This is a genomic window from Aliiglaciecola sp. SL4, from assembly GCF_041538045.1.
GTDB lineage: Bacteria > Pseudomonadota > Gammaproteobacteria > Enterobacterales > Alteromonadaceae > Aliiglaciecola.
The window spans coordinates 328,615-354,582 of sequence record NZ_JBGOSE010000001.1; the positions used below are offsets into that span (position 1 = coordinate 328,615).

24 protein-coding genes are annotated in these 25,968 nt (G+C 41.1%); 10 read left to right on the forward strand and 14 right to left on the reverse strand.

All coding sequences use genetic code 11. From position 1 onward, the window contains the following. Positions 1–45: 45 nt before the first annotated feature. The 6 genes from truA (at position 46) to purF (ending at position 5,982) form a co-directional block, all read left to right on the forward strand. Positions 46–843 carry a tRNA pseudouridine(38-40) synthase TruA gene (gene truA, locus AB6T38_RS01505; protein ID WP_372545525.1) on the forward strand — a complete coding sequence of 266 codons (798 nt, stop codon included), beginning with the start codon at positions 46–48 and terminating at the stop codon, positions 841–843. A 194-nt stretch (positions 844–1,037) separates the two neighbouring features. Then, complete coding sequence (accD, locus tag AB6T38_RS01510) at positions 1,038–1,886, forward strand: acetyl-CoA carboxylase, carboxyltransferase subunit beta (protein ID WP_372545527.1); 849 nt, start codon at positions 1,038–1,040, stop codon at positions 1,884–1,886. Next, positions 1,886–3,157: a bifunctional tetrahydrofolate synthase/dihydrofolate synthase gene (gene folC, locus AB6T38_RS01515; RefSeq protein WP_372545528.1), complete on the forward strand. Its 1,272-nt coding sequence runs from the start codon at positions 1,886–1,888 to the stop codon at positions 3,155–3,157. The genes accD and folC overlap by 1 nt, the downstream gene beginning before the upstream one ends. Before the next feature lie 46 nt (positions 3,158–3,203). Further along, positions 3,204–3,878 carry an SPOR domain-containing protein gene (locus AB6T38_RS01520; RefSeq protein WP_372545529.1) on the forward strand — a complete coding sequence of 225 codons (675 nt, stop codon included), beginning with the start codon at positions 3,204–3,206 and terminating at the stop codon, positions 3,876–3,878. A 76-nt stretch (positions 3,879–3,954) separates the two neighbouring features. Further along, on the forward strand, positions 3,955–4,446 hold the full coding sequence (locus AB6T38_RS01525) for a CvpA family protein (RefSeq protein ID WP_372545530.1): 492 nt from the start codon (positions 3,955–3,957) through the stop codon (positions 4,444–4,446). Between the two features lie 9 nt (positions 4,447–4,455). After that, complete coding sequence (gene purF, locus AB6T38_RS01530) at positions 4,456–5,982, forward strand: amidophosphoribosyltransferase (protein ID WP_372545531.1); 1,527 nt, start codon at positions 4,456–4,458, stop codon at positions 5,980–5,982. A gap of 133 nt (positions 5,983–6,115) precedes the next feature. Here the strand turns inward: purF and rnt are convergent, their stop codons facing one another. Beyond that, on the reverse strand, positions 6,116–6,742 hold the full coding sequence (rnt, locus tag AB6T38_RS01535) for a ribonuclease T (RefSeq protein ID WP_348492746.1): 627 nt from the start codon (positions 6,740–6,742) through the stop codon (positions 6,116–6,118). Between the two features lie 203 nt (positions 6,743–6,945). On the opposite strand from rnt, the gene AB6T38_RS01540 reads away from it, so the two are divergent. Beyond that, the gene (locus AB6T38_RS01540; RefSeq protein WP_372545532.1) at positions 6,946–7,809 is read left to right on the forward strand and encodes an OmpA family protein; all 864 of its coding nucleotides are present in this window, start codon (positions 6,946–6,948) and stop codon (positions 7,807–7,809) included. Between the two features lie 56 nt (positions 7,810–7,865). Here the strand turns inward: AB6T38_RS01540 and glpQ are convergent, their stop codons facing one another. Continuing rightward, the gene (glpQ, locus tag AB6T38_RS01545; protein WP_372546033.1) at positions 7,866–8,906 is read right to left on the reverse strand and encodes a glycerophosphodiester phosphodiesterase; all 1,041 of its coding nucleotides are present in this window, start codon (positions 8,904–8,906) and stop codon (positions 7,866–7,868) included. Between the two features lie 96 nt (positions 8,907–9,002). Continuing rightward, positions 9,003–9,896 (reverse strand): LysR family transcriptional regulator, encoded by an 894-nt coding sequence (locus AB6T38_RS01550; RefSeq protein ID WP_372545534.1) that lies wholly within the window; start codon positions 9,894–9,896, stop codon positions 9,003–9,005. A 126-nt stretch (positions 9,897–10,022) separates the two neighbouring features. Between AB6T38_RS01550 and AB6T38_RS01555 the strand changes: the two genes are divergently transcribed. After that, on the forward strand, positions 10,023–11,009 hold the full coding sequence (locus AB6T38_RS01555) for a zinc-dependent alcohol dehydrogenase family protein (RefSeq protein ID WP_372545536.1): 987 nt from the start codon (positions 10,023–10,025) through the stop codon (positions 11,007–11,009). Between the two features lie 181 nt (positions 11,010–11,190). Here the strand turns inward: AB6T38_RS01555 and AB6T38_RS01560 are convergent, their stop codons facing one another. From AB6T38_RS01560 to AB6T38_RS01570, 3 genes are all read right to left on the reverse strand, one after another. Next, positions 11,191–11,382 (reverse strand): hypothetical protein, encoded by a 192-nt coding sequence (locus AB6T38_RS01560; protein WP_372545538.1) that lies wholly within the window; start codon positions 11,380–11,382, stop codon positions 11,191–11,193. Between the two features lie 65 nt (positions 11,383–11,447). Then, positions 11,448–12,812 carry a M20/M25/M40 family metallo-hydrolase gene (locus tag AB6T38_RS01565; RefSeq protein WP_372545539.1) on the reverse strand — a complete coding sequence of 455 codons (1,365 nt, stop codon included), beginning with the start codon at positions 12,810–12,812 and terminating at the stop codon, positions 11,448–11,450. A 105-nt stretch (positions 12,813–12,917) separates the two neighbouring features. Then, the gene (locus tag AB6T38_RS01570) at positions 12,918–13,163 is read right to left on the reverse strand and encodes a hypothetical protein (protein ID WP_372545541.1); all 246 of its coding nucleotides are present in this window, start codon (positions 13,161–13,163) and stop codon (positions 12,918–12,920) included. 184 nt (positions 13,164–13,347) lie between these two features. On the opposite strand from AB6T38_RS01570, the gene AB6T38_RS01575 reads away from it, so the two are divergent. Both AB6T38_RS01575 and AB6T38_RS01580 read left to right on the forward strand, forming a co-directional pair. Further along, positions 13,348–13,809, forward strand: coding sequence for a hypothetical protein (locus tag AB6T38_RS01575; protein ID WP_372545542.1), 462 nt, complete (start codon positions 13,348–13,350; stop codon positions 13,807–13,809). 1 nt (position 13,810) lies between these two features. Further along, complete coding sequence (locus AB6T38_RS01580; protein ID WP_372545543.1) at positions 13,811–14,482, forward strand: hypothetical protein; 672 nt, start codon at positions 13,811–13,813, stop codon at positions 14,480–14,482. Between the two features lie 73 nt (positions 14,483–14,555). Here AB6T38_RS01580 and AB6T38_RS01585 read toward each other — a convergent pair whose 3' ends face one another. The 8 genes from AB6T38_RS01585 to AB6T38_RS01620 all read right to left on the reverse strand — a co-directional run bounded on the left by AB6T38_RS01585 (position 14,556) and on the right by AB6T38_RS01620 (position 25,964). Continuing rightward, a complete protein-coding gene (locus AB6T38_RS01585; protein ID WP_372545544.1) occupies positions 14,556–15,575 on the reverse strand; it encodes a serine hydrolase domain-containing protein in 1,020 nt (339 codons plus the stop codon). Positions 15,576–15,979: 404 nt separating this feature from the next. Continuing rightward, positions 15,980–17,128, reverse strand: coding sequence for a DUF1624 domain-containing protein (locus tag AB6T38_RS01590; RefSeq protein ID WP_372545546.1), 1,149 nt, complete (start codon positions 17,126–17,128; stop codon positions 15,980–15,982). Positions 17,129–17,220: 92 nt separating this feature from the next. Further along, positions 17,221–19,335: a TonB-dependent siderophore receptor gene (locus tag AB6T38_RS01595; RefSeq protein WP_372545547.1), complete on the reverse strand. Its 2,115-nt coding sequence runs from the start codon at positions 19,333–19,335 to the stop codon at positions 17,221–17,223. A gap of 426 nt (positions 19,336–19,761) precedes the next feature. Further along, the gene (locus AB6T38_RS01600) at positions 19,762–20,778 is read right to left on the reverse strand and encodes a hypothetical protein (protein ID WP_372545549.1); all 1,017 of its coding nucleotides are present in this window, start codon (positions 20,776–20,778) and stop codon (positions 19,762–19,764) included. After that, entirely contained in the window at positions 20,771–21,823 is a 1,053-nt protein-coding gene (locus AB6T38_RS01605; RefSeq protein ID WP_372545550.1) for a hypothetical protein, read from the reverse strand. The genes AB6T38_RS01600 and AB6T38_RS01605 overlap by 8 nt, the downstream gene beginning before the upstream one ends. A 488-nt stretch (positions 21,824–22,311) precedes the next feature. Beyond that, complete coding sequence (locus AB6T38_RS01610) at positions 22,312–24,165, reverse strand: acyl-CoA synthetase (protein WP_372545551.1); 1,854 nt, start codon at positions 24,163–24,165, stop codon at positions 22,312–22,314. A gap of 371 nt (positions 24,166–24,536) precedes the next feature. Next, the gene (locus AB6T38_RS01615) at positions 24,537–25,112 is read right to left on the reverse strand and encodes a hypothetical protein (RefSeq protein WP_372545552.1); all 576 of its coding nucleotides are present in this window, start codon (positions 25,110–25,112) and stop codon (positions 24,537–24,539) included. Between the two features lie 408 nt (positions 25,113–25,520). Then, positions 25,521–25,964 (reverse strand): DUF3015 family protein, encoded by a 444-nt coding sequence (locus AB6T38_RS01620; protein WP_372545553.1) that lies wholly within the window; start codon positions 25,962–25,964, stop codon positions 25,521–25,523. Positions 25,965–25,968: the final 4 nt, after the last annotated feature.

The following is a 25,968-nucleotide window of genomic DNA, read 5'->3' on the forward strand; positions in this document are numbered from 1 at the left end:
AATTTTACCTTTAGTGGAATTCAGACTTTTTTAACAAGGGCGTCAGTGGAACAACAACAAACTAATAAAATCGCGTTAGGGATTGAGTACGATGGCAGTAATTATTATGGCTGGCAGCGACAATCTCAAGTTACCAGTGTGCAATTACATCTAGAAAAAGCCTTGAGTAAAGTTGCTAATCATCCCGTGCCTGTATTGTGTGCAGGCCGCACAGATGCTGGGGTTCATGCCACTGGTCAAGTTGTGCATTTTGAAACGCCCGCCTTTCGACCTGAACGAAGTTGGACGTTGGGAGTAAATACTAATCTTCCAAAAGATATTGCTGTTAAATGGGCTAAACAGGTGAGTCCTGACTTTCATGCTCGCTTTTCAGCAGTCGGTCGCCGCTATCGTTACATTATTTACAATAACCCTTTCCGCCCAGCAATATTGGCAGGGGGCTTAACACATATGTATACGCAACTGGACCATCAAAAAATGCATGAAGCGGCCCAATGTTTAGTGGGTGAACATGATTTTAGTGCATTCCGAGCATCCTTATGCCAAGCTAAATCACCGGTGCGCAGACTTGAGCATATTCAGGTAACCCGACGTGGCCAATACATTATGATTGATGTGCAAGCAAATGCGTTCTTGCACCATATGGTTCGAAATATTACTGGAAGCCTTGCTGTGATTGGTAGCGGAGAGCAACCCGTAGAGTGGATGAAAACCTTACTGGAGCAAAAAGATAGAGCTAAAGCTGGGGCAACCGCTAAGCCAAATGGTTTGTATTTAGTCGATGTACTTTATCCCGAGCATTTTGAAATTCCAGAGATCCCATTAGGGCCAGCATTTTTCTGAGTGTTCTAGGTGTTTTGAAATAAACTATTAGTACTTCTTAGACCAGTTTTGTTTTCTTCCCGAGACTAAACTATGTTTTAATGGCCAGTATAAATATTTTATGTCGTTAATATGACGATAAAGCTATATTAATCATGATTTTGGCGAAAATAGCAGCACAAATAGCGAAAGTTTTTGCAATTAGGATGAATTGAATGAGTTGGATACAAAAAATACTACCGCGAACCCAGTCCTCTATTAAGAGCAATGTGCCTGAGGGGATTTGGACTAAATGTGGATCTTGTGGCGCGGTTTTGTATAAAACCGAATTAGAGAAGCAACTTGAAGTGTGCCCGAAATGTGATCATCACATGCGTATTACGGCTCGTGCCAGAATTAACGCTTTTTTAGATCAGGCTGATCGAAAAGAAATTGGTGACGATTTAGAACCCCAAGATGTATTAAAGTTTAAAGACTCTAAACGTTATAAAGACCGCCTTCTTGCTGCCCAAAAAGCAACCAAAGAAAAAGATGCTTTAGTTGTTGTGCAAGGTAAAGTGAAAGGCATGCCTGTAGTGTGTGCTGCATTTGAATTTTCGTTCATGGGTGGTTCAATGGCATCTGTAGTTGGTGCAAGGTTTGTAAAAGCCGTAGAAGCATGCTTAGAGCATAATATGCCGTTGGTGTGCTATTCATCCAGTGGTGGCGCACGTATGCAGGAAGCTTTATTTTCACTGATGCAAATGGCCAAAACCAGTGCTGCTTTAGCGCGCATGAGTAAAAAGGGTTTACCTTATATTTCAGTATTAACCGATCCTACTATGGGTGGTGTTTCTGCTAGTTTGGCTATGTTAGGTGATATTAATATTGCGGAACCCAAAGCGTTAATCGGATTTGCTGGCCCACGGGTAATTGAGCAAACCGTACGTGAAACCTTGCCTGAAGGTTTCCAACGCAGTGAATTTTTGGTGGAAAAAGGTGCAATCGATATGATTGTTGACCGTCGTCAGATGCGTGACAAAATCCATAGTGTATTGAAAAAGCTTCATACTCAGTCCCATTAATGCCAAATAATACATCCTCTACAGACCAGGGTAAGCCTAGCTTATCCTGGTCTGTTGCTAATTGGTTAGATTACTTACAGGCAATCCATAGCAAATCTATTGATATGGGGCTTTCTCGCACTGAGCAAGTGTACGCCCGTTTGAATTTAGACTTTTCAAACAGTTCGGTAATCACTGTCGCTGGCACCAATGGTAAAGGTACCACCTGTCGTATGATCGAAATGGGGCTTCTGATGCAGCAACAAAGTGTTGCCGTATATAGTTCACCTCATATTGTCGATTATCGAGAGCGGGTGCGCCTAAATGGCCAAATGTTAAGCGAACAAGAGCATGTGAATGCCTTTATGCAAGTAGAGCAAGCTCGCGGCTCTGTTACGTTAACTTACTTTGAGTTTGCAACCTTAGCGGGTTTAGTCTTAATTGCTAACCACCAACCTGATTTTGTTGTGCTAGAAGTGGGGTTAGGTGGGCGATTAGATGCGGTTAATATAGTCGATCCTGATATCGCGGTAATAACCAGTATCGCCCTTGATCATCAAGATTATTTAGGTGATACCCGAGAGCTCATTGCGACTGAAAAGGCCGGTATTATGCGCCACAAGATCCCCGTGGTCATTGGCGAGCCTGATCCTCCGACAACCCTTATCACTGCAGTTGAAACACTGCAAGCACAGGCATATTGGCAAGGCAAAGAGTTTGGATTTGCAGAAACGGCAACACATTGGCGTTGGTTCAATAGTTCAGAAACCTTGGCTAATTTGAGGTTTCCATTCATACCAACGCAAAATGCATCCACCGCGTTAAAAGTTTTACATTTGCTCGGATATTTACCTCAGGATCAGGGTGAGATCCAAACAGTATTAGAAAAATCTAGTTTACCTGGGCGTTTTGAAACAGTAAGTCATGACCCTAAAGTAATTTTAGATGTGGCACATAATCCTCAGGCAACACAACTCTTAGCCACCAGAATTAGGCGCTTAGATTACAACCAACTGTATCTGGTTGTGGCTATGTTAGAAGACAAAGATATTGCCGGTAGCCTGTCGCCACTTGAATCCTTAAATGCCAATTGGTATGTTGCTTCACTCGATGTGCCCAGAGGCGCAAAAAGTAAACAATTAAAAACAGTGCTCACTGAGCCCCAAAAAGTGATAGAGTTTGAGACTGTTTCTGATGCGCTTTATGGCGCTACGAAAAATGCTAATAATGATGATTTAATCGTTGTATTCGGTTCATTTTTCACTGTCAGCGAAGTGACGCAAGCATCTTGATTGAATAAAATACTTTTGATGCAATGGATTTATAAGAGGAAAAGTCTTGTCTTCAGCACTACAAAACCGATTGGTAGGCACCATTATAGTGGTTGCATTAGCTGTTATATTCTTGCCAGATTTACTTGATGGTAAAAAAGAAACTAGCCAAGACCTATTTGAATCAATACCCACTCAACCGAAAATGCTCGATGTTAAACAAACCGAAGATTTTCCTGTAGAACAAGTGAAACAAGAAGTTACACCAAAAGTTGAAATAGTACCTGATGTTGCTAATGACGATTTTGAAATAGATGAAAATCAGTCACCACCTGTAGACACCGTGGAACAACAAAATTTAGCAGACACTGGGACGTCTAAAAAAACAGAAACTAAAAAGATCCCGCCGAATGAAGTTGATCGGCCAATTGAAGACGTCGTAGAAATTAAAGATGGCATACAAAACAACCCCAGTGAAATTGATAGTCGTTTGCTTGCAAAAGCTGGATGGGTTGTTCAATTGGGTGTTTTTCGCCACCAGAAAAATGTTAGTGAACTACTAAGTACGTTACGTAAAGCGGGTTACCAAGCATTCAGCCGACCGGTGCAAACTAGCACTGGCGAGCTAACCAAAGTGTTTGTTGGTCCTGAGTTAAATAAACAAAAACTGCAAAAAGCGGTTCCCCATCTTCGCGAATTGACTAAGTTGCAGGGTCGAGTTACACCATTCACAGTGAAATGAATACTAGAAATAAATACCAGCTCTGATAGAATGCGCGCGATTTTAACGAACCAACAATTAATATGACCGGGTCATTATGAATTGGATAGATTTCACCATCATTGGCGTTATCGCTGTCTCCACCATTATAAGTTTGGTACGGGGATTCATCAAAGAAGCCATTTCTTTAGCTATTTGGTTCGCTGCCTTTTTTATTGCTAGCCAATTTTACGAATACCTCGCTGTTTACATGACTAAGTTTGACGATCAAATGGTCAGAAACGGTGTATCTATAGCGATTTTATTTGCCAGTACGCTGATTTTAGGCGGATTGATCAATTACTTAATTGCGCGCTTAGTACAATTTACCGGATTGACTGGTACCGATAGAGCCTTAGGTTCCGTATTTGGTATAATCCGCGGCATTCTTATTGTCAGCGCTGCTTTGTTCTTTTTAGATACTTTTACCACTGCTTCTGAGTCCACCTGGTGGATCGAGTCGGTATTAGTTCCTGAATTCACTCCAATTATTGAGTGGTTTTTTAGTTTTATTCAAAATAACTCCAGTTTTTTAACGCCGAATAAGTAGGTAAATTGCATGTGTGGTATTGTCGGAATTGTTGGAAAGAGTGCAGTAAATCAAGCACTTTATGACGCGTTAACTGTGCTTCAGCATCGCGGGCAAGATGCCGCAGGGATCATGACTGTTGATGATAAGATGTTCCATCTTAGAAAAGCGAATGGTTTGGTACGGGATGTATTCCATAACCGCCATATGCAACGTTTAACGGGACAGTTTGGGATTGGCCATGTGCGTTACCCTACAGCAGGCTCTTCAAGCTCTGCAGAAGCGCAACCGTTTTACGTTAACTCGCCATTTGGTATTGCGTTTGCTCACAATGGCAATTTGACCAATGCTCATGACTTACAAGATGAAGTTTTCCGAATCGCAAGGCGTCATATTAATACGACCTCAGATTCAGAACTTTTACTGAATATCTTTGCCCACGAGTTACAACAGTGTGCTGGTTTAACCCTAACACCAGACGATGTTTTCACTACTATTGCCAATGTTCATAAGAAAATCCGCGGAGCTTATGCCGTGGTTGCTGCGATTATCGGCAACGGTATGGTCGCATTTCGTGACCCCTATGGCATACGTCCTCTTGCCTTAGGTAAGCGCAAAACCGAGCAGGGTGATGAATATATGGTGGCGTCTGAGAGTGTTGCTTTGGATGCTGTTGGTTTTACATTTATTCGTGATGTTGCACCAGGTGAAGCAATCTATGTCACCGAAGAAGGTGAGTTGTTCACTAAACAATGCGCTCAAAATCCGAAAAATGTCCCCTGTATTTTTGAATTCGTTTACTTCGCTCGCCCCGACTCGTTTATTGATGGCATATCTGTATATGCTTCAAGGGTCAATATGGGTAAAAAGTTAGGTCAGAAAATTGCTAAAGAATGGGCTGATTTAGATATAGACGTGGTAATCCCCATCCCAGAAACGTCTTCTGATGTAGCCTTGCAGATCGCCATTGAATTAGATCTACCTTATCGACAAGGTTATGTGAAAAACCGTTACATCGGACGCACATTTATCATGCCGGGGCAAACGTTGCGACGCAAATCCGTCCGTCGAAAACTTAACGCCATTAAATCGGAATTTAAAGATAAAAACGTCCTATTAGTGGACGACTCAATTGTTCGTGGTACCACATCAGAACAAATTATCGAAATGGCGCGTGAATCAGGTGCGAAAAAAGTCTATTTTGCTTCAGCTGCGCCGGAAATACGCTTTCCAAATGTATATGGTATTGATATGCCAAGTGCAAACGAGTTAATCGCTTATGGACGCGATATTGACGAAATTAGCGAGTTAATTAAAGCTGATGGCCTTATTTACCAAGATATTCAAGATCTGGTCGAAGCGGTAGGTGCCGAGAATACAGCCATTACTGGCTTTGAGACATCAGTATTTGACGGTGATTACATTACCGGTGATATTGACCAAGTTTATTTAGAAAGAGTCGACGGTGCCCGTTCTGAAGGTGCAAAAAAATCCATGATTCAAACTGAGTTGAGTAACTTGGAAATGCATAATATTGATTCGGATAGTGATGAGTAACTCATGCTAGTGAGGGAATAATCTCTGCTCTAGAGAATAATTTTATTAAGTGAGGCTTCGGCCTCACTTTTGTTTTGCGGGGTTAATAACTTTCGTAAGTTGCTAGGCAGATTAAATGCGCAGCCGCTAGGGATTACTCCATTGGCCATCCACCAAGGGCTTTCCATTTATTCACCATATAACAAAATAATTCAGCGGTTTTCATTGTATCGTAAAGTGCCGAGTGGGCTTCGCGTTGATCAAAGTCAATCTTCGCTGCTTCACAAGCTTTAACAAGTACCGTCTGGCCTAGGGTTAAACCTGCTAAGCTAGTGGTATCGAATGACACAAACGGATGAAATGGGGTACGTTTAATATTACACCTTTCAATGGCGGCATTTACAAACCCTTGGTCGAATGAGGCATTGTGGGCGACAATTACCGAGCGTTGGCAGTCTGCGGCTTTTTGCTCTTTGCGTATTTCTTTACACAAGTTTTTAATTGCTTCGGTTTCATCAATGGCACCGCGCAATGCACAATGGGGATCGATTCCATTAAAGTCTAATGCTGCTTGTTCGAGGTTTGCCCCTTCAAATGGGTTAACATGATAGTGAAAGGTTTTATCGATCTCTATGTCCCCAGTTGCTGTCATTTTCAATGTTACTGCGGCTAATTCTAGCAAAGCATCAGTTTGTGCATTGAATCCAGCTGTTTCGACATCAATGACGACTGGGAAGTACCCTCTAAATCGTTGGTTCAACAGGTGAATTGGGTCTGACATAATAACCTTATTAATCGACAAAATAGCTTGCCATTATGTCAACGTTTAAAGCCTTGTACCAGTTCAGTTGTGAATATGTTGGAAGCATTTGCATTAGTTACTGCTAGTTGGTTATTATCCATACACAATAGGGGACTAAACTTTTTGATTCGAATGTCGATACCTATTATGAATAAACGCTATTTACTGGATTTGTGCTTGATATGAAAACGTGCGCGATTTTTTTGGGCTTAACCCTTAGCTTTGCTAGCCAGGCTAGCTTGCGACATTATGCTGCGCCGGTAGAGGATTCTCAGTGGCAGGTCAGTCAAAAAAGTCGCTTGCAATGTACCTTGAGTCATCAATTACCAGGGTATGGAGAAGCGGCTTTCTATAGTTCGGCTTCGAAACAGCTCAATATGGAATTTGAGTTACAGATGTTACGGTTGCCTAACACCTATTCAGTCGCGTCTGTCTACTCGGTGCCCCCCAAATGGATGCCAGGGCAAATGCAACGTGAAATTGCTCAAATGCCTATTCGTAAACAGTACAACAGTGATTTACCGCAAAAAGCCGCATGGACAATGTTATCCGAATTAGAAAAAGGTTTTTGGCCAACCCTTTATTATCAAGATTGGTACAGTGACTTTGACCGTATTGCTGTAGGCTTAAATGCCAGTAACTTTGCAAAACCTTATGTTGAGTTTGCTGAGTGTGTTGCCAACTTATTACCTTTCGCCTTTGAAGATATTGCTTACACGGTATTAAGTTACAACAGTAATAGTACAGATTTGACCAAATACTCTAAAAAACGCTTGCAGATGATTGGGGACTATCTAAAAGAAGATACTGATCTCGAGTTGGTGTTGTTAGATGGTTATTCTGATAGTTACGGTGGTCGATGGAATAACGAACAGTTATCGATTCGTCGAGCAGAGGAAATTAAAGCCTATTTTACTGAGATGGGGGTTGATCCTGACCGCATCGAGGTGACAGGTCACGGTGAGCGCCGTCACGCGGCAGCCAATACCAATAAAATGTCCCGTGCTAAAAACCGCAGAGTGATTATTCGCATGGCCAAACCCTAAAAATGCAAAGCTCGCTTAGCGTCATTGGCTATGCGAGCATTTAAACCTAACAATATTTATTCCTGAACGTTTTTTCCTTTCTTATCTAAATACTCTTTTACCACATCGGTGAAGTCAGTAAACACACCATCTACTTGTAAATCTTTGAATAAAATATCTAACATGTGTTCGGATGAATAAGACTGGGGTAAATCGTCTTTTCGAAATGTATAGGGGTGCACCAGTAAACCTGCCTGGTGAGCATTGGCCAGTAAATCCGTGGATTTGTTCTGTTGAAAATTGAATAGCTGGGGTATCCATGGGCCCACACCCTGGGCGACTTTTGCTATGGCTTTAAGACCTTGAGCCGTTTTCAAATAATCATAATCAGATTCCGACTCCTGCCAACTGTTTTCGCCGATGAGTTGAATCAATTTTACTTTCGCCTGTAAATCATTTCTAAGACGCTGAGTTTCTGCAAAGTCAAAACACTGCAGATAAACATGGCTGTCCATGTTATCTAAATTGTATTTACGTAGGATATTTAGGGTGATTTGACTTAAGTCTGCGCCATTGTTTTGATGCCAAAGGGGAGATTTAATTTCCACATACAGGCCCACATCTCGATTGAATTGACGGTTAAGTTGTTGAATCAGATTAATTTGTTGCTCGAACGTGACGATCTTAAATGATGACTGTCCATGATAGCGCTGTCCATGATAGCGCTCTTGATTACGAGGCTCCTGATAACGGTGGGGGAAAACTTGTTTGCCTTGTTCGGTTGTTCGCTCGTGTACATTGAGGGTTTGTAATTCGGCCAAGGTGAAATCCATTGCATAATACCGACCATCAGGCCGGTGACGTTTAGGAAATACTTGCTCGACGTTGGTCACGGTTTCTAAATGTATATCATGGAGTACTACGGGTATTAGATCTTTGCTCAAGACTAAATCTTGTTCGATAAAATCTGCCCCTTGGGAAAACGCTAGAACAGCAGCCTCTAAGGTATGCTCAGGCAAATACCCAGACGCCCCGCGGTGAGCGATAACAATAGGTTTAGCAAACAGCTGTGTGCAAAATAGGCACAACCATAACAACAAAGGTAGTTTGTACAACATAGATCCCCACTTGTATTTAATTGGGGTATTTACCCCTAACTTGGCTAGCAATTGGGTTAACAATACCACCAACATATGAAAGTTCGGTGAATATCGTCATTTATCCCAGTAAGGTATTTCACCAAAATAGGCCGCAAAATAATCAATAAACACCCTTACTTTTGGAGCTAATAACCGAGAGCTGGGAAAAACCGCCCAAATATCTGTCTCTGATAGCAGCGGGTAATCGGATAAAACCGGTACTAGGGATTTGTCTTTTAAATGCTGATAAACGCTCCATGTAGAGGCAACGGTAATGCCCAAGCCGTTTACACTAGCGTCTCTTGTTGCTTCTCCATTATCCGTAGTAAAACGACTAATCACTTTAATGGTTTGGGTTGTGTTTTTAGTTTGGAAGTTCCAGCTATCTAAACCGACTAAAGTAATGCAACTATGTTGTTGCAGTTCGTCCGGGGTAGTGGGGGCGCCATTGTTAGCGATGTAATCGGGTGAGGCACAGACAATCCGTTTATCGGTTGCCAGTTTTTTGGCAATTAGGCTAGAGTCTTTTAAAGCCGCGTCTCTAATGGCAATGTCAAAGCCGCCTTCAACCAGATCCACTATGCTATCGGAAAGCCTTAGATCAATATCTATATCGGGATACTGTTTAAGAAAGCTGGCAAGTGCTGGTACTAAATGCATACGGCCAAAGGAAGCCGGCGCAGTGATTCTTAATCTACCCTGCGGGGTTACTTTACCGACGCCCACTGATGCCATGGCCAATTCTACACTCATGAGTACATTTTCTGCGTGAGGCAAAAAGGTTCTGCCTTCTTCTGTTAACGATACTTTGCGTGTGGTTCTGTGGATCAAACGTGTTCCTAAGGTTTCCTCTAACTTATTGATGTAGTTGCTGGAAACCGCTGGCGATAATTGAAGTTCATGCCCCGCAGCACTGATATTGTTTAACGCTGCTATGCGCACAAATAGTTTTAAATGTTCCAAATTCATGTTCATTCCCCCCTTCAATACCTATTATTATCAATAAAATATATAAAGTCATTCAATATAATTGCTTATTATCAATTTTAATCTTGTTGAATATACTTATTCCATCAAATCAATAAGGAGTCAAAAATGAAAGCAATGATTATTAACGCCTATGGTAGCAGTGACGTATTCGAAGTAACTGAGGTTGCTAAACCCGATGTAAAACCTGGTCATGTATTGGTAAAGATCGCCGCGACTAGTGTCAATACGGTGGATACTATGCTCCGCCAAATGGGAGCGGACCTGCCCATTGCACCACCACTTCCTGCCATTTTAGGAATGGACTTCGCCGGCACAGTAGAAGCTGTAGGTGAAGGGGTTAGTGATTACCAAGTAGGAGATGAGGTGTATGGCTGTGCAGGTGGTTTGGCCGATTTGCCGGGTACGTTAGCGGAATATATTGTTGCAGATGCAAATTTGATAGCCCCTAAACCGAAAAATATTTCAATGACCGAAGCAGCTGCCATTCCATTATGTGGGATCACTGCCTATGAAGGCCTTAAACGTGCAGGCGTTCAAGCTGGACAGTCTGTGTTAGTTCATGGTGGTTCAGGTGGTGTAGGGCACATAGCGTTGCAACTTGCTAACTATTTTGGGGCTAAGGTATTTTCTACTGGTGGCGGTGAACGTCAATTAAACTTAATTGAAAAATTAGGTGCCACATCAATAAACTATAAAACCGAAGCAGTAGAGGATTACGTTGCGAAACACACTGATAACGCTGGTTTTGACGTGGTTTTTGATTCTGTAGGCGGTGAAAATATGCTGAACTCCTTTAAAGCTGCGACATTAAATGGGCAGGTTGCCACTACGGTTTCCATGGTTGAGTTGGACTTAACAGAAGCGCATTTTAAAGGTTTATCCTTGCATGTGGTATTTATGCTGATTCCTATGCTGCATAACTACAAACGGGCAGAGCATAGTCTGATACTTAAAGAGTTGACTAAAATTATTGAAGCTGAAAAATTAATCCCAGTGTTAGACGAAAACTACTACAGCCTTGAGCAAGTTGGCTTAGCCCATGATAGGTTAACCAGTGGCAAAGGTTTAGGTAAAGTGGTTATCGAAATCTAAAATTAGCATTAAACTGAATTCAGGCTAGCATTTTTTAGCCTGAATTTTTCTGTTTACTCACTCTTGTCAAAACTCTTGTGATAAGCCTTGTGATCGCCCTTGAGGGATCTAAGACCACAATGTTCGCCGCAGGCAACGCAGAGTTAATGATAAGTGAAACTAGTCCTAAGTGAGCCGAGTCTTAAATCGCCATACTCTGCTGTATTTCATCCTTTGCTGCTAACGCGATATCTAGGAAGGCCTTGACGGTGGCACTATTGTTATTTTGTTTGAATTGAATTTGTAGCGGAATTTGCGTGTCCACATCCTCTAATGCAATAAAGTGACAGCCTCGGCTATATAACTTACTGACGCAAAATGGAGCGATCGCCACCCCTAATCCTAGATAAGTTGAGGATCAGGGGCGTTATTGTCATATGTTAAATTTACGCCGTGACGTTAAGGTTTTAATTCAACATCCGAGTCGGCGATTAAATAAATTGTGGCTGCATAGGCCGCAATGTTTTGCGCCAGTTCATCGGGATCAATTTTATCCAATGTATCATCTGGCGTATGGTGTAAATCAAAATAATCCTGACCGTTTTGTTTTAACCGTATGGTTGGCACGCCTTTGGCTGCCATTGGAATGATATCCGGACCACCACCTTGTGCATCTGAACGGCCTCTAACAATGCCAATAGGGGATAACAGCCTACCAATTTCATCTATTAATAACGTTGCCTCAGGATTAAGATTAGACTCCAATTGCCACACGGTTTGCGCGCCAAAGTCTGACTCTGTGGCCACCACGTGATTACTCAAATTTGCTTCATGTTTCTTAGCGTAAGCAAAGGCACCTAAAAGTCCAACTTCTTCAGCGCCGAACATGACCACACGAATAGTCCGTTTAGGACGCTTGGGTAGTTTTGCAATCAATGCAGCAGCGGCAGTGGTAATCGCAACACCGGCACCATCGTCTACAGCGCCAGTACCTAAATCCCAACTATCTAAGTGGCCACCAATAAGCACGATCTCTTCAGGTTTTTCACTGCCAACTAAATCAAAAACAACATTTCCGCTGCTAACTTCACCTTTCCAGTCAGAGTTTGAGTGCACTGACATGCTAAGGGGTTTATCTAAATTATGTAAACGGCGAAGGTGGTCAGCATCAGGATTAGAAATGGCAATAACCGGGATACTAGCCCATTTGTCGCCATCTTTACTCATCATGCCTGTATGCGGGAATCGATGGGAGTCTGAGCCTACTGAACGCACGACTAAGGCATCTGCACCGCCACGCTGTGCATGTTGCCATCCCACTCTGCGGCGTTGGTTTGCCTGTCCATAACCTGCGCCAACTTGACTCTTAACCATGATATCGCCATCAACAAAAGCGATTTTACCCTTAAGCGCGCCTTCTTTTACCTCCATTAGTGCGTGAATATCTCTAAAATAGACTACTTCAGCATTAATATTTTGTTTTGATGGTGCAGCCCCACCTAAGGCCGTACCGTATAGTTCTTGGTCGTAGGGAGAGGTAAGGGAGATGTGTAACGTCCCTCTATCCCAGAATGGCATAGTAAAAGGTTCAATATTCGCTTTGTCGAAACCCAAACTCTTACCAAGTTTTAAGCCCCAATCTCTGGCCCGTTTTTCTGCTTCAGAGCCCGCAAGGCGAGGACCAATTTCAGTCGTCAATGAAGTCACTATGTCCATGCCCAGATCACTCTTTAAGGCGGTTTGTATAAGTTGTTCAACGGTTTGTTTCTGTTCAGTGCTCAAAATCGCTTCAGCGGCGAGTAATTGAACGCTAAAAAGACTCATTATTGTGCCTAGAACAAGGCGTTTACGAAGGTGCATGGTTTCTCCATTTATTATAGGTATTCAGGCCGGTTAAGGTATTCGTAATAGTTTGGTGAGCGTTTAGGGTTAAATGCAACCGGAAAATAGTAATTCTCCGGTTATCATAACTAAAACACTATCTGAATTCGATATGCTAGGTAAAATTTCCTCGGCTAACCTATCGATAATGTGCAACTTTATATTGCCATTAGTGTTATTTTTAAGGTCAAAGGGATACGAGCCATTTTTGCCGCTCTTGCCCTTTTTTCCTGTCATTGCCGATATTGTCTTCACCTCGGCAATAATTTGCCTAATTGATTTTAACCATTTCATTGAAAGATAACCTAAGGAATAACTCGCAGCGCCTGAACCTATTGGGACAGCCTTTATTCGTTAACTTAGGTCAATCCAAACCCAAAATAGTGCCTAATGGCATAGTCATTGCTGCTCAAACTTATCAAGCTAAACAAGCCGACAATAAGTGCTGATTAGCGCTAAATTGACTAATGGGAATATGATGGAAATAAGTAACAATAGTCAGCTGAGTTCTATCTATCAAAGCAGTAAAAACCAAGGTGTAGATACTACTCATTCGAATCTGCTATCTAACATTGACCAATTTAACAATGACAGCCATGCAGATAAGGTCACTCTGAGTCAGGCCGGCCTTGATGCAGAAACAAAATTACAAGAAATCGCTAGTCAGTATGATCCGACTAATATGTCATATAGCGAATTAACCCGTATGTCGTCAGAGTTACAACTAAATGGGTTAATCACGCCACAACAGGGATTAGCAATGAGAGCGCCTCCAAGTCGAGACTTTGATGCCGATGAAAAATATGACGTATTAGCCTTGGCCAGAAAGTCGGTGGAGTTTAATCAGTCTATTGGCACTGCACAAAACACTGATGCAAAACTAAGAGCCAATGTCCTGAATGTATTAGAACGCTTACAAAGTTTAAAATATCGAGGTTAAAATGGACGTCACCAATCGTATTTCTCAAGAATATTCACAAAATTTACTGCAACCCAATCAATCGAAAGGAAACAATGGCTTTTCGGAGTTATTAGCCGCTTATCAACAAAATAATCAGGTTCAAAAAGTAGAAGAGCCCGCTACAAGTGCGGTTTTCAGCATGAATACTTCCCAAGGTGACCAACAGGAAATCAATCTAGATGAGTATCTCACGCCTGGAGCGCAACCTGATTCAGTGAATTTAAAGGACATACCTTTATTACTGCCAACAGCGCACAATATTGATACCTTAACCAAATACTCGCAAAACGAGTTTAAAGCATTGTTAGCACAATATGGCATACCCTCACCACCGGCAAGCATAGAGTTCAACACTCAGGGGCAGTTAGTTTTACCGGCAGATTATGCATATTCGGCACAGTTGACACAGGCATTAACAGAGAACCCCAAAGTTGAAAATGCATTGCGCACAACAGCCGCTATTGCCAGTCACTATGCCGGTATTATGGAAGGACAGCCTTTTCGCGACGAAATGTCGACAGCCAGAAATCAAGCTGATAGAGATAGAATAGTAGAGAAATATAGCTATTTATTCGACGATAATCGCCCCGCTATACAGATTGTTTTGAGCTTTTTAGACGATGGCAGTATGTTGTTAGCTGAAAAATCCTAGGCGATGATGCTTTATGGACTGTTGCCGGAAAGAGGTAATTAAATCTCCGCAATACCTACTCAAATAATTCATTTTATTGGCTTCGTAAGATACTCATAATTCGGTCATAAATAATGCCTGTAAGTATCACTCTGTCTTCACCGGTTGTGTTGGTGAATTGAATGACAACGGTATCAATATCCGGGTGATATCGGGCAATACTTGAATAGCCGAGTACCCAGCCGGTATGATTATACTCATACATGGACGCATATATTTTGCTTTCTGTTGGCGTAAATAAACTGCCGTCATTTAGCGCCCTTAAAAAAATACCCACATCTTGGGCGCTGGCAACGTAACCTTGATCGAGGTGTTTAAAGTCTTGATCATAACCAACGTAATATCCGCTCATCAGCTGCTCACTATCTACCTCGTTGATGGAGAAAAACGTGGAATGTAAGTTCAATGGCAAAAGGATCTCATTCTTTATGTAGCGTGAGTAATGGTAACCTAAGGCTTTTGTCATTATGTTTTCAAGCAACAAATAGTTAGTATTGGAGTATGCGTAATCGGTTCCAGGTTCGAAATCAGCGGGTTTGTCTAATACTAAACTGAATACATCAAGGGAGTTTGAAGCCCAATCAAACCCATCTTGATCGGTAAAGTTAGGGATCCCACTGCGATGTTCAACCAGCATACGCAGAGTAATTTGATCAGCATACTCAATACGTTCGGCCAAGTGGGGTAAATAGTCAGCAACGCTCTTATCTAATTCAAGCTGCTTGGATGCTGCTAATTTGGCAACTGCCGCCGCTTCATATAATTTAGCAATACTGGCAATTTTAAAAAGCCCATTGCCATAGGCCGGTATTTTTTCTTGTCTATTATGCCAACCACTTACATACAATTGGGCAGGGTTCTTTGCCTTTTGCACATACACTATGATCCCGTCGATTCCCTGGGTAGTCGCCTCGTTAACTTGTTCATCAATGGTGCGGGGTACTGGGGTTAAATAATACAGTGCATATTCCCAAGGAGCGAACAAATAGATACTGGTGGTGGTAAGGGAAAACCCGAGCAATACTTTAAGAGTAATCTTTTGCCACTTTTTCATAAGCGTTCCTTGTTTGAACTAGGGCTGGACTAGTAAAACCTACCGTTTGTGCAATATGCTTCTAATGTATAGCTGACTTTGGGTTCAAATTAAAGCCTTTAAAAACCAACATAATGGCAAAAGTAGTGCAAATAGAGCATTAGGAATAACAGTAAGCCACGGCTATCTAAATCGCAAAAATATTTATTGTCACTTTCAACAATAGAATCCCCCAAAAAAAGCCTAAAGGTGATAATAATCTCAGTACTAAACTCGGTCCAATTTTATTTTTGTAAAGGTTTACGGAGGGGGGGATAAACAGACGGGAAACGCCAAACTAAAAAATTTGAGATTTCCCTTAAGTCTAGTGTGAGTAGACTAATATATTCACCATTTGTGCAACCCAAATTAGGTTAAAAAAGTAGTTACAAATATTTTACCCAAGCCTGTTGGCTGTTTTTCTTGAAATTGGAAAACGTTTTGGTTGGTAAATACAGAGCTAAACTAAGTAACAAAGAAATTAACCAAACTTGCCACACACTATCAACGCCAAAGTAGTGGCCTTTGTTTGTACCAAATATACTTTCTAATATTAAATAAAGTGCTAGCAAAACATATAAATGCAGTAGGTAGAAAAACATGGGGGCTGAGCCATAATGGCGTAAAAAGTCTAATTTATCTGAGGTTATCGTTTCTAATTGGGCTAAAACAATGAAAGCGACTCCCAATGTTAATAAAAGAAAATCTAACGAAGGAGGATATTTAGTAAAATTAATAAAGGACTCTAAGGTTAATAACCAAGAATCAAATACGGCCCAAGGGACGGGTTCACCATACACATTGATCATTCGGATGATGAATAGAGTTAGTAAACTAAAAGTACCTAATTTTAATAGGCTTTGTATTCTATGAGTTGCACTTACTTTGGCTGAAAATAGGGGAGCAATAAAGTAACCCAAACAAATCACGCCTATCCAAGGCAAAGTTGGGTAGGATACTTTTACTTTAAAGGCGTCACCGACATACAAGTAGCCGCGATCATGCAAAATCGTCCAAATAGAATAACCTAGCTCACCAGATGTAAAATTAATAGCGTCTAAGGCATTGTGCCCAAATATAATGCTGACACCGAGTAAACCGATGAGCCAGTGGGGAAGCAATGTCAGAAACGCAAGAGCGATCATACACAAGCCAATTGCCCACATTACCTGCAAATACAAGGCATCATAGCTTCCAAACCAGGAAAAATTAACCAAAGTCACTTCAAGCAAAATAATGAACAATCCACGTTTCAACAGAAATGTCTTCACATCTCTTTGGGGTTTATTTATTGGATTAGCGTATAACCAAGCACTTAATCCCGTTAAGAATATAAAAACGGGAGCACAAAAATGCGCCATAAAGCGAGTAAAAAACAACGTTGAACTGGTTTCATCCACCACCATAGGATCCGTTACTTGGTGGTGCAGAAAAACCCGTTCTCTTACATGATCTACTAGCATCAGCAGTATGACGATACCTCGCAATATATCGATTGAGGGAACACGTTTTTTGATATGTGGTAAATGATTCATGATTAACTATTAATAGGTGTAAATTAAAAAAGCCTGAGCTAAATAGCCCAGACTGAAATACGCTCTTAACTGAGCTAGCTTAACGCTGAGAATTAGAACTGATATTTAACACTAACACTATAATTGCTTGGCGAGCCTGGCATTGTCCAAAGTTTATGGTACGAATTTTCGAAGTACTCTTCATTAAATAAGTTGTTAACATCAAACTTCATTTTAAGTTGACTCGTTAACTCAATGGCCGCAGACAGGTTGACCAATGTGTATGATGGCAAAATATAATCAGCGTCAGTGGTTTCACCTAGTCGATCGCCCACGTAATGGACTGTTGTACCTAAGTTTACTTCTTTCCCCATGACATTTGTATAGTGCTTCAAAGATACATGACCAACATGCTCAGCTATGTTAATTAAGCGAGAGCCCTTGGGAATTGGTACACCCCAGTCAGAGTTAATGACATCATTAGCGGTTTTTGCATCGGTGTAAGCATACGCTAATTCAAGAATTGTATGATTGGTTATCGCAGCTATCAACTGAAAATCGATACCCTGACTTTCAACTTCCCCTAAGGTTGCAGAAAGGCCAGTGTCTGGCTCAGAAGTTAACATGTTGGTTTTCTCGGCATCGTAAATAGCGATACTTCCAGAGAAAACATCAGCGATATTTTGCCACTTAGCACCAATTTCAAAGGATTTAGTTTCCTCTGGCTCAAATGCATTTCTATTTACGTCGAGCCCAGGGTTAGGTCTAAATCCTTCGGCATAACTGGTGTATAAATTAATGTTGTTATCTAATTCGTACACAAAACCCATACGTGGAGTGATCTCAGTTTGGTCTTTACTTTGAGTGTCGTCACTGAGCTTATTCAGTATATCTTGAGAAAACTTATCAACTCTGAATCCTAGCAATAACTTTGACTTTTCAGTTAATTCAATAAAGTCTTGTGCATATAAACCAAGCCCTTGTTGCTCTTCACTTGTGAAGGTCGTAGGTGAGGTTTCGGGTTGTGGCTGAGTGTAATCAGGGTTATTAGGATCTATGCTATAGGTTTGATCACCTGATCCCCACGCTGTTCGCCAAACTTTGTAATCTGTATCTAGGTCAAAGTTAAAATAATCGATACCAAACAATAGATTATTCTTTAAACCGGCAAGTTCAAAATCACCACTTAATTCAAAACGAGCAGACAAATCTTGCGCTTGGTAATCACGCTCTCTTCTTTGTCTTGATAAGATATTTGGGTCGCTATAAATTAGCTGTCGACCGGCAGAAAGTTCGGTGTCTGACGATTTTCCTTTAAATGAAGAATCTCTGTATGCAAGTCCCGCAAGTAAGTGCCATTTCTCATTAACCTTATGATTTAAAAGTAATTGATGACCAAGTGCTTCAACCTCATGGGCTCCATCTCTAATATCACCATAAAATGTCTCGGGTTCCGTCGCACCAAAGTCATTATCTAAAACATAAATTCCGCGATCTAATGGTTTTTTCTGGTCAAGAATTTCCGCTTCATAGCTTAAACTTGTCGTTTCGGAAATATTCCACAACACCGAAGGGCTGAGGTGTAAACTTTTAAGGTAAACATGATCTTGATAAGTGTCTGAGTCTTCATAAGAGCCGTTTAATCGATACGCCACATCATCGTTGAGTCCATTTGTGTAATCAAATTCAATTTGCTTTCTATTGTAATTACCTATGGTTCCTTGGATGTAACCTTGCTGTTCAAATTGCGGCTTTTTAGTAATGATATTAACAGTACCACCAGGCTCTCCTTGCCCATATAAAGCCGAGCCTGGCCCTTTCATTACTTCGATGGTTTCAATATTCGCTGTACTTCGATTACCATTATAACCGCGAGAATTAAAGCCATTAACTAAGTAACCAGTAGGGTTGTTTTCATCGCCTGAAAACCCGCGAATAGCGAAACTATCAAACATACCGCCAGAGTTATTTTGTCTAACAATACTAGGTGATAGGCTGAGTGCATCGATAATACGAGTTATTCCTTCATCCTCAATTAAATCAGCCCCGATTTGATCTACAGCCTGAGGCGTTTTAGCTAGTGGCACATTACCTCGGTATGGCTGCCACAATCGTTTAACTTCGATGTGTTCAATTTCGTCAGTCGCAGCTAACGATTGCTCATTGTCACTCTGTGCTAAAACACCATTAGAAATAACAAATAGTGAAAATAAGAACGGCTTTTTCATGTGCTTTAACTCGATTTGTATGAAGTTGATATGATATATTATAACCTTTTGTGGGTCGGTAGAATAACACTATTTTTCATGCAGGCAAGATATTTCAATCTAATTTTAACTCGGTTGGAACAATATCTATTGCCATTAAGCCTATACAGTTTTCATGGTTCTTGGTTAGCAAGCAGCAAAGCCCAAATAATAGACATCGACGTTACATAATTTCTGTAGAACCTGATAAACGTTGGCAGATAAAGTGCGATTTAATATGCGTTAAACCTAAAGGTTCACTTAATTAAGAGCCTCATTATTCTGATCCGCAATGATGAAGATGGCGTGTTAGTTTTTGCTGTGTTGCGTGAATGGTGTGATCCGACATCCTTTTTAGAAGAATGTCGTAACCAGAAGTATCATTGCACTAATTGATTCTGAATAATGTCAATCGCTTTGTATGAGGTAATCTTTAGCTGAGCTAACATAACTTTTGTAGTTGGACTTGGTATCCTCAAATAGTTTGAGTAAATCAAAGGTGACGAAGATACCATGCTCTTTATCACTATTAGTTGTAAACCCAAAAGAGTAGTTGTTATTTACATGAACCATTATACCGTGAGAAACCGATTTAACTGAGGCTCTGTCAGCGTAAGTGGAAATTATCGACCAACCAATAGGCGTAGGACGATTCCAGTAATTAACACCGAACCATTCAATTGCAAGGGCTTCTTGCATTCGTTCGCCTTTTGCAGCGTTTTTGCTGTAGTGCATAATGAGAGATGGATGTATGAAGAAATATTGCTTATCAGGTGGGCCAACATAGGTTTCTTTTTTTAGTTCATTGCGGTAATAAAGTGTATTCACAAAAATATCTAAAGAGGTCTGAGAACGTGAATTCGTAAAATAATTAGTCCAGGCTTTGTTTTTAAATTCATGAGCACTTATTCTTTTCGCCAATGTGTTCTTTTGAATAGCATCAAATGGTGAAATAATTGCCTGGTTAATGTCATCAAATAGCTGTTTACAGTTCTTTTTTTGAAAGTACTTTTTACAATCGACTTTGTTTAATTTGGCAATAGACTTCCCCCCTAGTTGTAGGTCAGCAACCGGACCATTACGCACATTGGTTACCTTTAATTGTGTAGGTTGTTTAAATGACAATAAAGCGTTAGTCGATGAGGTCACAAGGTAATCTTTATCGAATTTTAATGCATCTAACGCCTCTAGGTTTAGCGTTAGTTTGTTTTTCCAATCTTGAAGGTACATTGTCATTTGCTCATCAAAACCCGAGCCATCAATCATCGAATCGCACAGTTTTTTAGAAAACCCATTGATACCAGAGTACATATTTTCAAAAACGTCTTGCTTTTTCGCAGTACCAATTTCACATGCCGACTCTTGGGCAGCAGTTGAATGGGTAAAACCAATTAATATCATCAGTGTTATTAGTACCTTACTCATTATTATCTCCTTCAATGAACTCTTCTAACTTTTCAATTGCTTCAACTAATCCTTTTAAATCGCTAGAGTAATTGTTAGTTATTTGGTAATCCCTTATTTCATCGACTAGGGCTTCTAGATGTACAAATTTAGAATTTGCAATATCGCGCTCTTCACTTGAAGGATCAAAGTTACTAATTAAGTTGTAGAGAAGTAGATAAGATACATTGGGGTCTTCAATATAGCCTTCTATTGAGTGGGTGTCTTTTCTGCTTACCTTAGTATTTACAATTTTTAGGTAGGATGAATTGAATATGTCGCTGGGTAGCCACGTACCATCATCTGCAGGATCGAAGCGTTTAAATATATCAAAACAAATTGGATCTAGTTCATGATAGATATTGTAAAACTCACTAATTATACCTTCTATGCCTGGTTTTACTTTTGACTCATATGGTGAGGTTAGGCCTGAAACTGAAGTAACTAAATCACTGACATTGGCAAATGACCAATATGAGTTTAAACGATAGTTGTGTGCCGAAAGTTGCGTGTCATTAGGTTCATCAAAAGTGAAAAGCTTATTTAATGAATCATGCAGAACCGCTGTTCCTAATGAATGACTAATAAAATGAATGGGCGTGCCGATAGGGTACTGTTTAATGATAGTTAAGAGCTTTGTGTTCACATAGCCACGTACACTTTCACCAAATAAAGACAGATAAAGTAAGACATCAAGTCCATGGGTATTAATAAATTTATCTTCACCTAAACTTGAATCGATTCCAATTAATTGAGTGGCTAAATTGGGTAGTTCAAGCCCGCCGAGGTGTTGTTTAATGTACGCTTCAACAGTTGAACCATTATCGGATATTATTTTTCGCATTTCCTCGAACTTGTGGTCATAGCTGATGCTATGGATACCTTCAAATTGTTCTTCAAATTCTAGATTTTCATAGGAAGGATAACGGTGTAGCGCTTTATTGGCAGCCTTGACTAGACTTTTTTTGAATGAGGCTGATGTATGCACACCGACTCCATGCATCAAAATGAGTATGGGTTTAGACATTTCTTTCTCCAACGATTAACGTCAATGTTAAAATAAAGAAGGTTTGGCAATCTCGCCAAAATCAAAGGATTAGAAACAGAAAGGAGCTATCCTAGCAATGCATTTTCAATCCATTTTACATACGTAGCTAACTATAAGTTTAGTGTGAAAAATAAACAATACTGAATAAGGTGTGCCTAAGTGAAATCTGACGATTTTATTAAAATCGATAACTACCCAAAGGAAAATATTGGATTGCTCTTTGATGAATAAACAAGAAACTAACCACTTCAATAATCAAGATTCTATCTAGGAAAAATTAACTCTCTTGAAATGTGCTCATATTAGCGATAATAAGTATTACTTTTCACTAAGTTTCCTTTCTCGTTCGTAAACTCACAAAAATCTTCAATAATACAGTTGCTAAAGTGGGGCTTGCATACTTTACAGAATGATGAGCGCCCACTTTAAACTCACACGGGAGATGATTAGCATAGTGACTATAAAGCCTAGTTGCTAACTATCGCTTCAAATAAATAAGCACCCAACTGGTCTTGAAGTTGAGTTATGTTTCTTTGCTGTTTGTCGGAGAGTTTGACGTATACTCGCATGCCTCGTGGACCACCGATAGTAACATCGACGTCACCGGTAAGTTTGTTCTGAATGAGGATGGATTCAACGATGCGCTTGACGGCGTCACGACGGAGCGTCGGTTTAAAAATCTTTCCAACCGCCGTGACTGGAATCGAATCGACAATATGAATATATTTCGGCCATGCAGGTCTTTCGCTGATATTGTTTTGGGCGAAGGTTCGAAGTTCATCTTCGGTGACGGTCGTATTCGGGGTAAGCTGAACGTAACAGATCGGCAGTTCGCCGGCGTACACGTCGGGCATCCCCACGGCCGCTGCGACCGCCACTGCGGGATGGCGCTGAAGGGTGTTTTCGATCATCAGCGGATCAATGTTGTGACCACTGCGTATAATTAGATCCTTGGACCGACCAGCGATGTAAATTCTGCCCTCTGAGTCGGTGTAGGCGAGGTCGCCACTGTTAAGTGTGCCATCAACTAAGGCTCCTTCGTTTTGTTCGGTGTTCCGGTATCCAGGTGAGACCGTTGGTCCGGAAATGGTCAACACGCCGATTTCTCCGGCTTCGCATTCCTCGCCGAGGGAGCCATCGTCTTCAAGGCGACAAACTGATACCATAGTGTACGGCAGGCGTAATCCCACTGAACCTGCTCCGCCTTGGCTAGCGAAGGGATTGCAGGAGATGAGGCCTGATGCTTCGGTCATACCAAGGATCTCTTTCAATTGTATACCTGTGATCGCTTCAAATTTTTCGCGTACTGAAACGGGAAGCAATGATGCTCCGGTGAGTCCGCACCGTATTGAGCTGATGTCTGCCCCATCAACAGGAACTTGGATGATTGCACCGATTGACGTTGGTACGCCACCAGCAATCGTGACGCCATATCGTTCACAAATCCGCCAGAAATTATCTACCATCGTTGGGTTTCGCAGACCAGATGGTGACATGATAATCACCTCTGTTCCAGCGATGAATGTGCTGATACCGATAAGAATCGTACCCGCGACATGAAACATTGGAAGCGTGCCAGTCACAACGTCGTCAGGCTCGAGGTTCATTAACGCGGCACAGCCGTAAGCGGCAGTAAGCTGGCCTTCATGAGTATGGGCAGCAAGTTTCGGCATTCCTGTTGTGCCGCCGGTATGGAAGTATGCAGCGACATCAAGTCCGCGGCCAGCGGACCCGAAAGTCAAACGATCGTTCGGTTGTTCAGAAATTGCATCGTAAAAATCAATGACTCCATTAACAGAGGGAGTGCTTGACTCAGCTATCCTTACTATGATTAGGTCAGGCATCTGTTGTTTAAGTTCGAGTGACTTTTCCCATATGTCGAGCTGAGGATGTGGTCCGAATGTGACTAGAATTTTCGCACCTGAGGCTTCAATCAGGCCACGAATGTGCTCCGGTTGAAGCAGGAAATTAATCGGCACTGCGTAACCGGCTGTTTCCGCCCCCCACAGAACTGCATGTGTTTCGATAAGCGTCGGCAACATGAACGCGACTCCTGGTCGCTCGCCCCCAAGACTCCTGAAAAGATTAGCTGTCTGGTTAACAAGTTTAAGTAACTCGGCGTAACTTACTTTGCGGGGCTGCTCATCGGCATCACAAGTCATAAGTTGTGTCAGTGCGGTTCGTTTACCATATACCTCAGCGGATCGGACGAATACGTCGTACACACTGTCGCCAGCAAGACGATCACGAAGTGGCATTTCATTCTCGAACCTTTCTACGTCTGATAATGTCACTAGGGGGGATTCTAACCAATCGGTCATTACGATATCCTTAAATAAGTACAGAGTAATTGTTATATTTTTCGTAATGTTAACATAAACATAACCTTATATTAACCCTAGTATTTTCACATAATTGACATCCAAAGCAAGTATCTCGTTCCCCGACTATTGTGCAAAGCAATACTAAATGTATATGGCAAGTTTGTTCCAATACCGGAAATTTTTATGTCAACATTATTTGCATTAGTGAAGAAACGAACAAACAGAGTTACAGCTAGGGGATTTAGTGTAGATATGGACGCTGTGTTAGTTGTAAATCCATACAATTCCATTTTCACATCTTTTATTTTGAAATTATTATTTTAAGTGGATTTTGCACCACTAGAATAGAATGTTTTTCCATGGCGAAGTTAGGATGTTTGGCAATTTGGACAGCAGTAAATCGTTACCATACCATCGACATTATCTACACTTTGTCCGCATTTTTCAGGCTTTGAATAATCCCAATCAGACTGAGAAAGATCATATAATCTTTCTGACGTACAGGTGTCCAATTCATCTCGTAAAAGATAAGCCCAGGGGGTTAACTCGCCGCAATTTACTTTTTTTAGCTTTGGATGACTAAACGACCATTCCATCGCTATCTCCATGCGCCGATATAATTCTAAAACTTCCTTTTCATTTATGCTCAAAATGCTGTTATTGCTGGTTTTAATTAACTCTTGGTCAAAAAAGTTTTTAGCTGACATTTCAAAAGCCAGTACGTTACTCTCAGCTATATTGATAAGGGCAGATACAGTAGCCAGACGCACGGAGGGAGCGGGGTGTTCGAAAAACTTCTCACAAGTCATTTCCGCAATAACACTATTTGAGAAGTGCTCGACGGATGAAAGTAAATGGATGATTTTCTGTATGTTTCCTGACTCTATAATGCTGTTAACATAGTCGGCATCATCGACTTTATTTGTATCAATTGGATTAACCATAAACGACTCTAAAGTTTTAGACTATTCTCGCCATTTTTCAATCGCTTCTCAACATCTCTGAGGGAGGCTGTTTTGCCCATGGCGAGCTTAGTATGGTTGGAAACGCGAAATATATGGAAAGTAGATATGAGGAAGTTATATTTTAGTAAGTAAAAGCTTAAATAAACATATTATTGATGAGACGAAGTAGAGCGTTTTTTGCTTGTGATGTGGAATCTCGACAAGTAATTTGCCCAAGTAATTATTGTGCTAGTCCTTTACCATAATACGCTTTGATGGGCGCTATGGTTGCAGCGTTTGTCTATGCGTTTACGAAAAGTAAGAGGTAAAATATCAAAAACCAGTGACCCGTGCTACGGTTCACTGGCAATAATTTTTTACGGTAGGCCAACGGACCTAATTTCGCACCTAGATGCTGGCAACAATGATGTTATAAACACTTTCAGGCGTGGCTGAATCAGCTGCAATTGCATTGGCAGCATTGCTACGGACACTTGCAATAACGTCTGCACGCGCATCACTTTCAACTTCTAGAATATCGAGCATTGCGTTTAAGTGGTCGCCTTCACCTTGGCTGATTTGTTCAACAACTAAATCAAAGTTTTGTTGAATAAAAAGGCCTGCGGTAACTTCGATACCGTTACAGCTATCTTGTGAAGAAACGTTTGAAGAAACGGCTGTTGTACCAAGATCCCAAATAACGTTAGAAATCGCAGCTGCAGTTCCATTATCATCAAAAATCATTGCGCCAATACCACATTGCTTCCACGGGTTAACTTTCTTTTCTTGCGCCGTTGCAGAAGTAGATAAACAAGCTGCAACTAAAGCAATAGCAAGTGAAGTTTTTTTCATAATT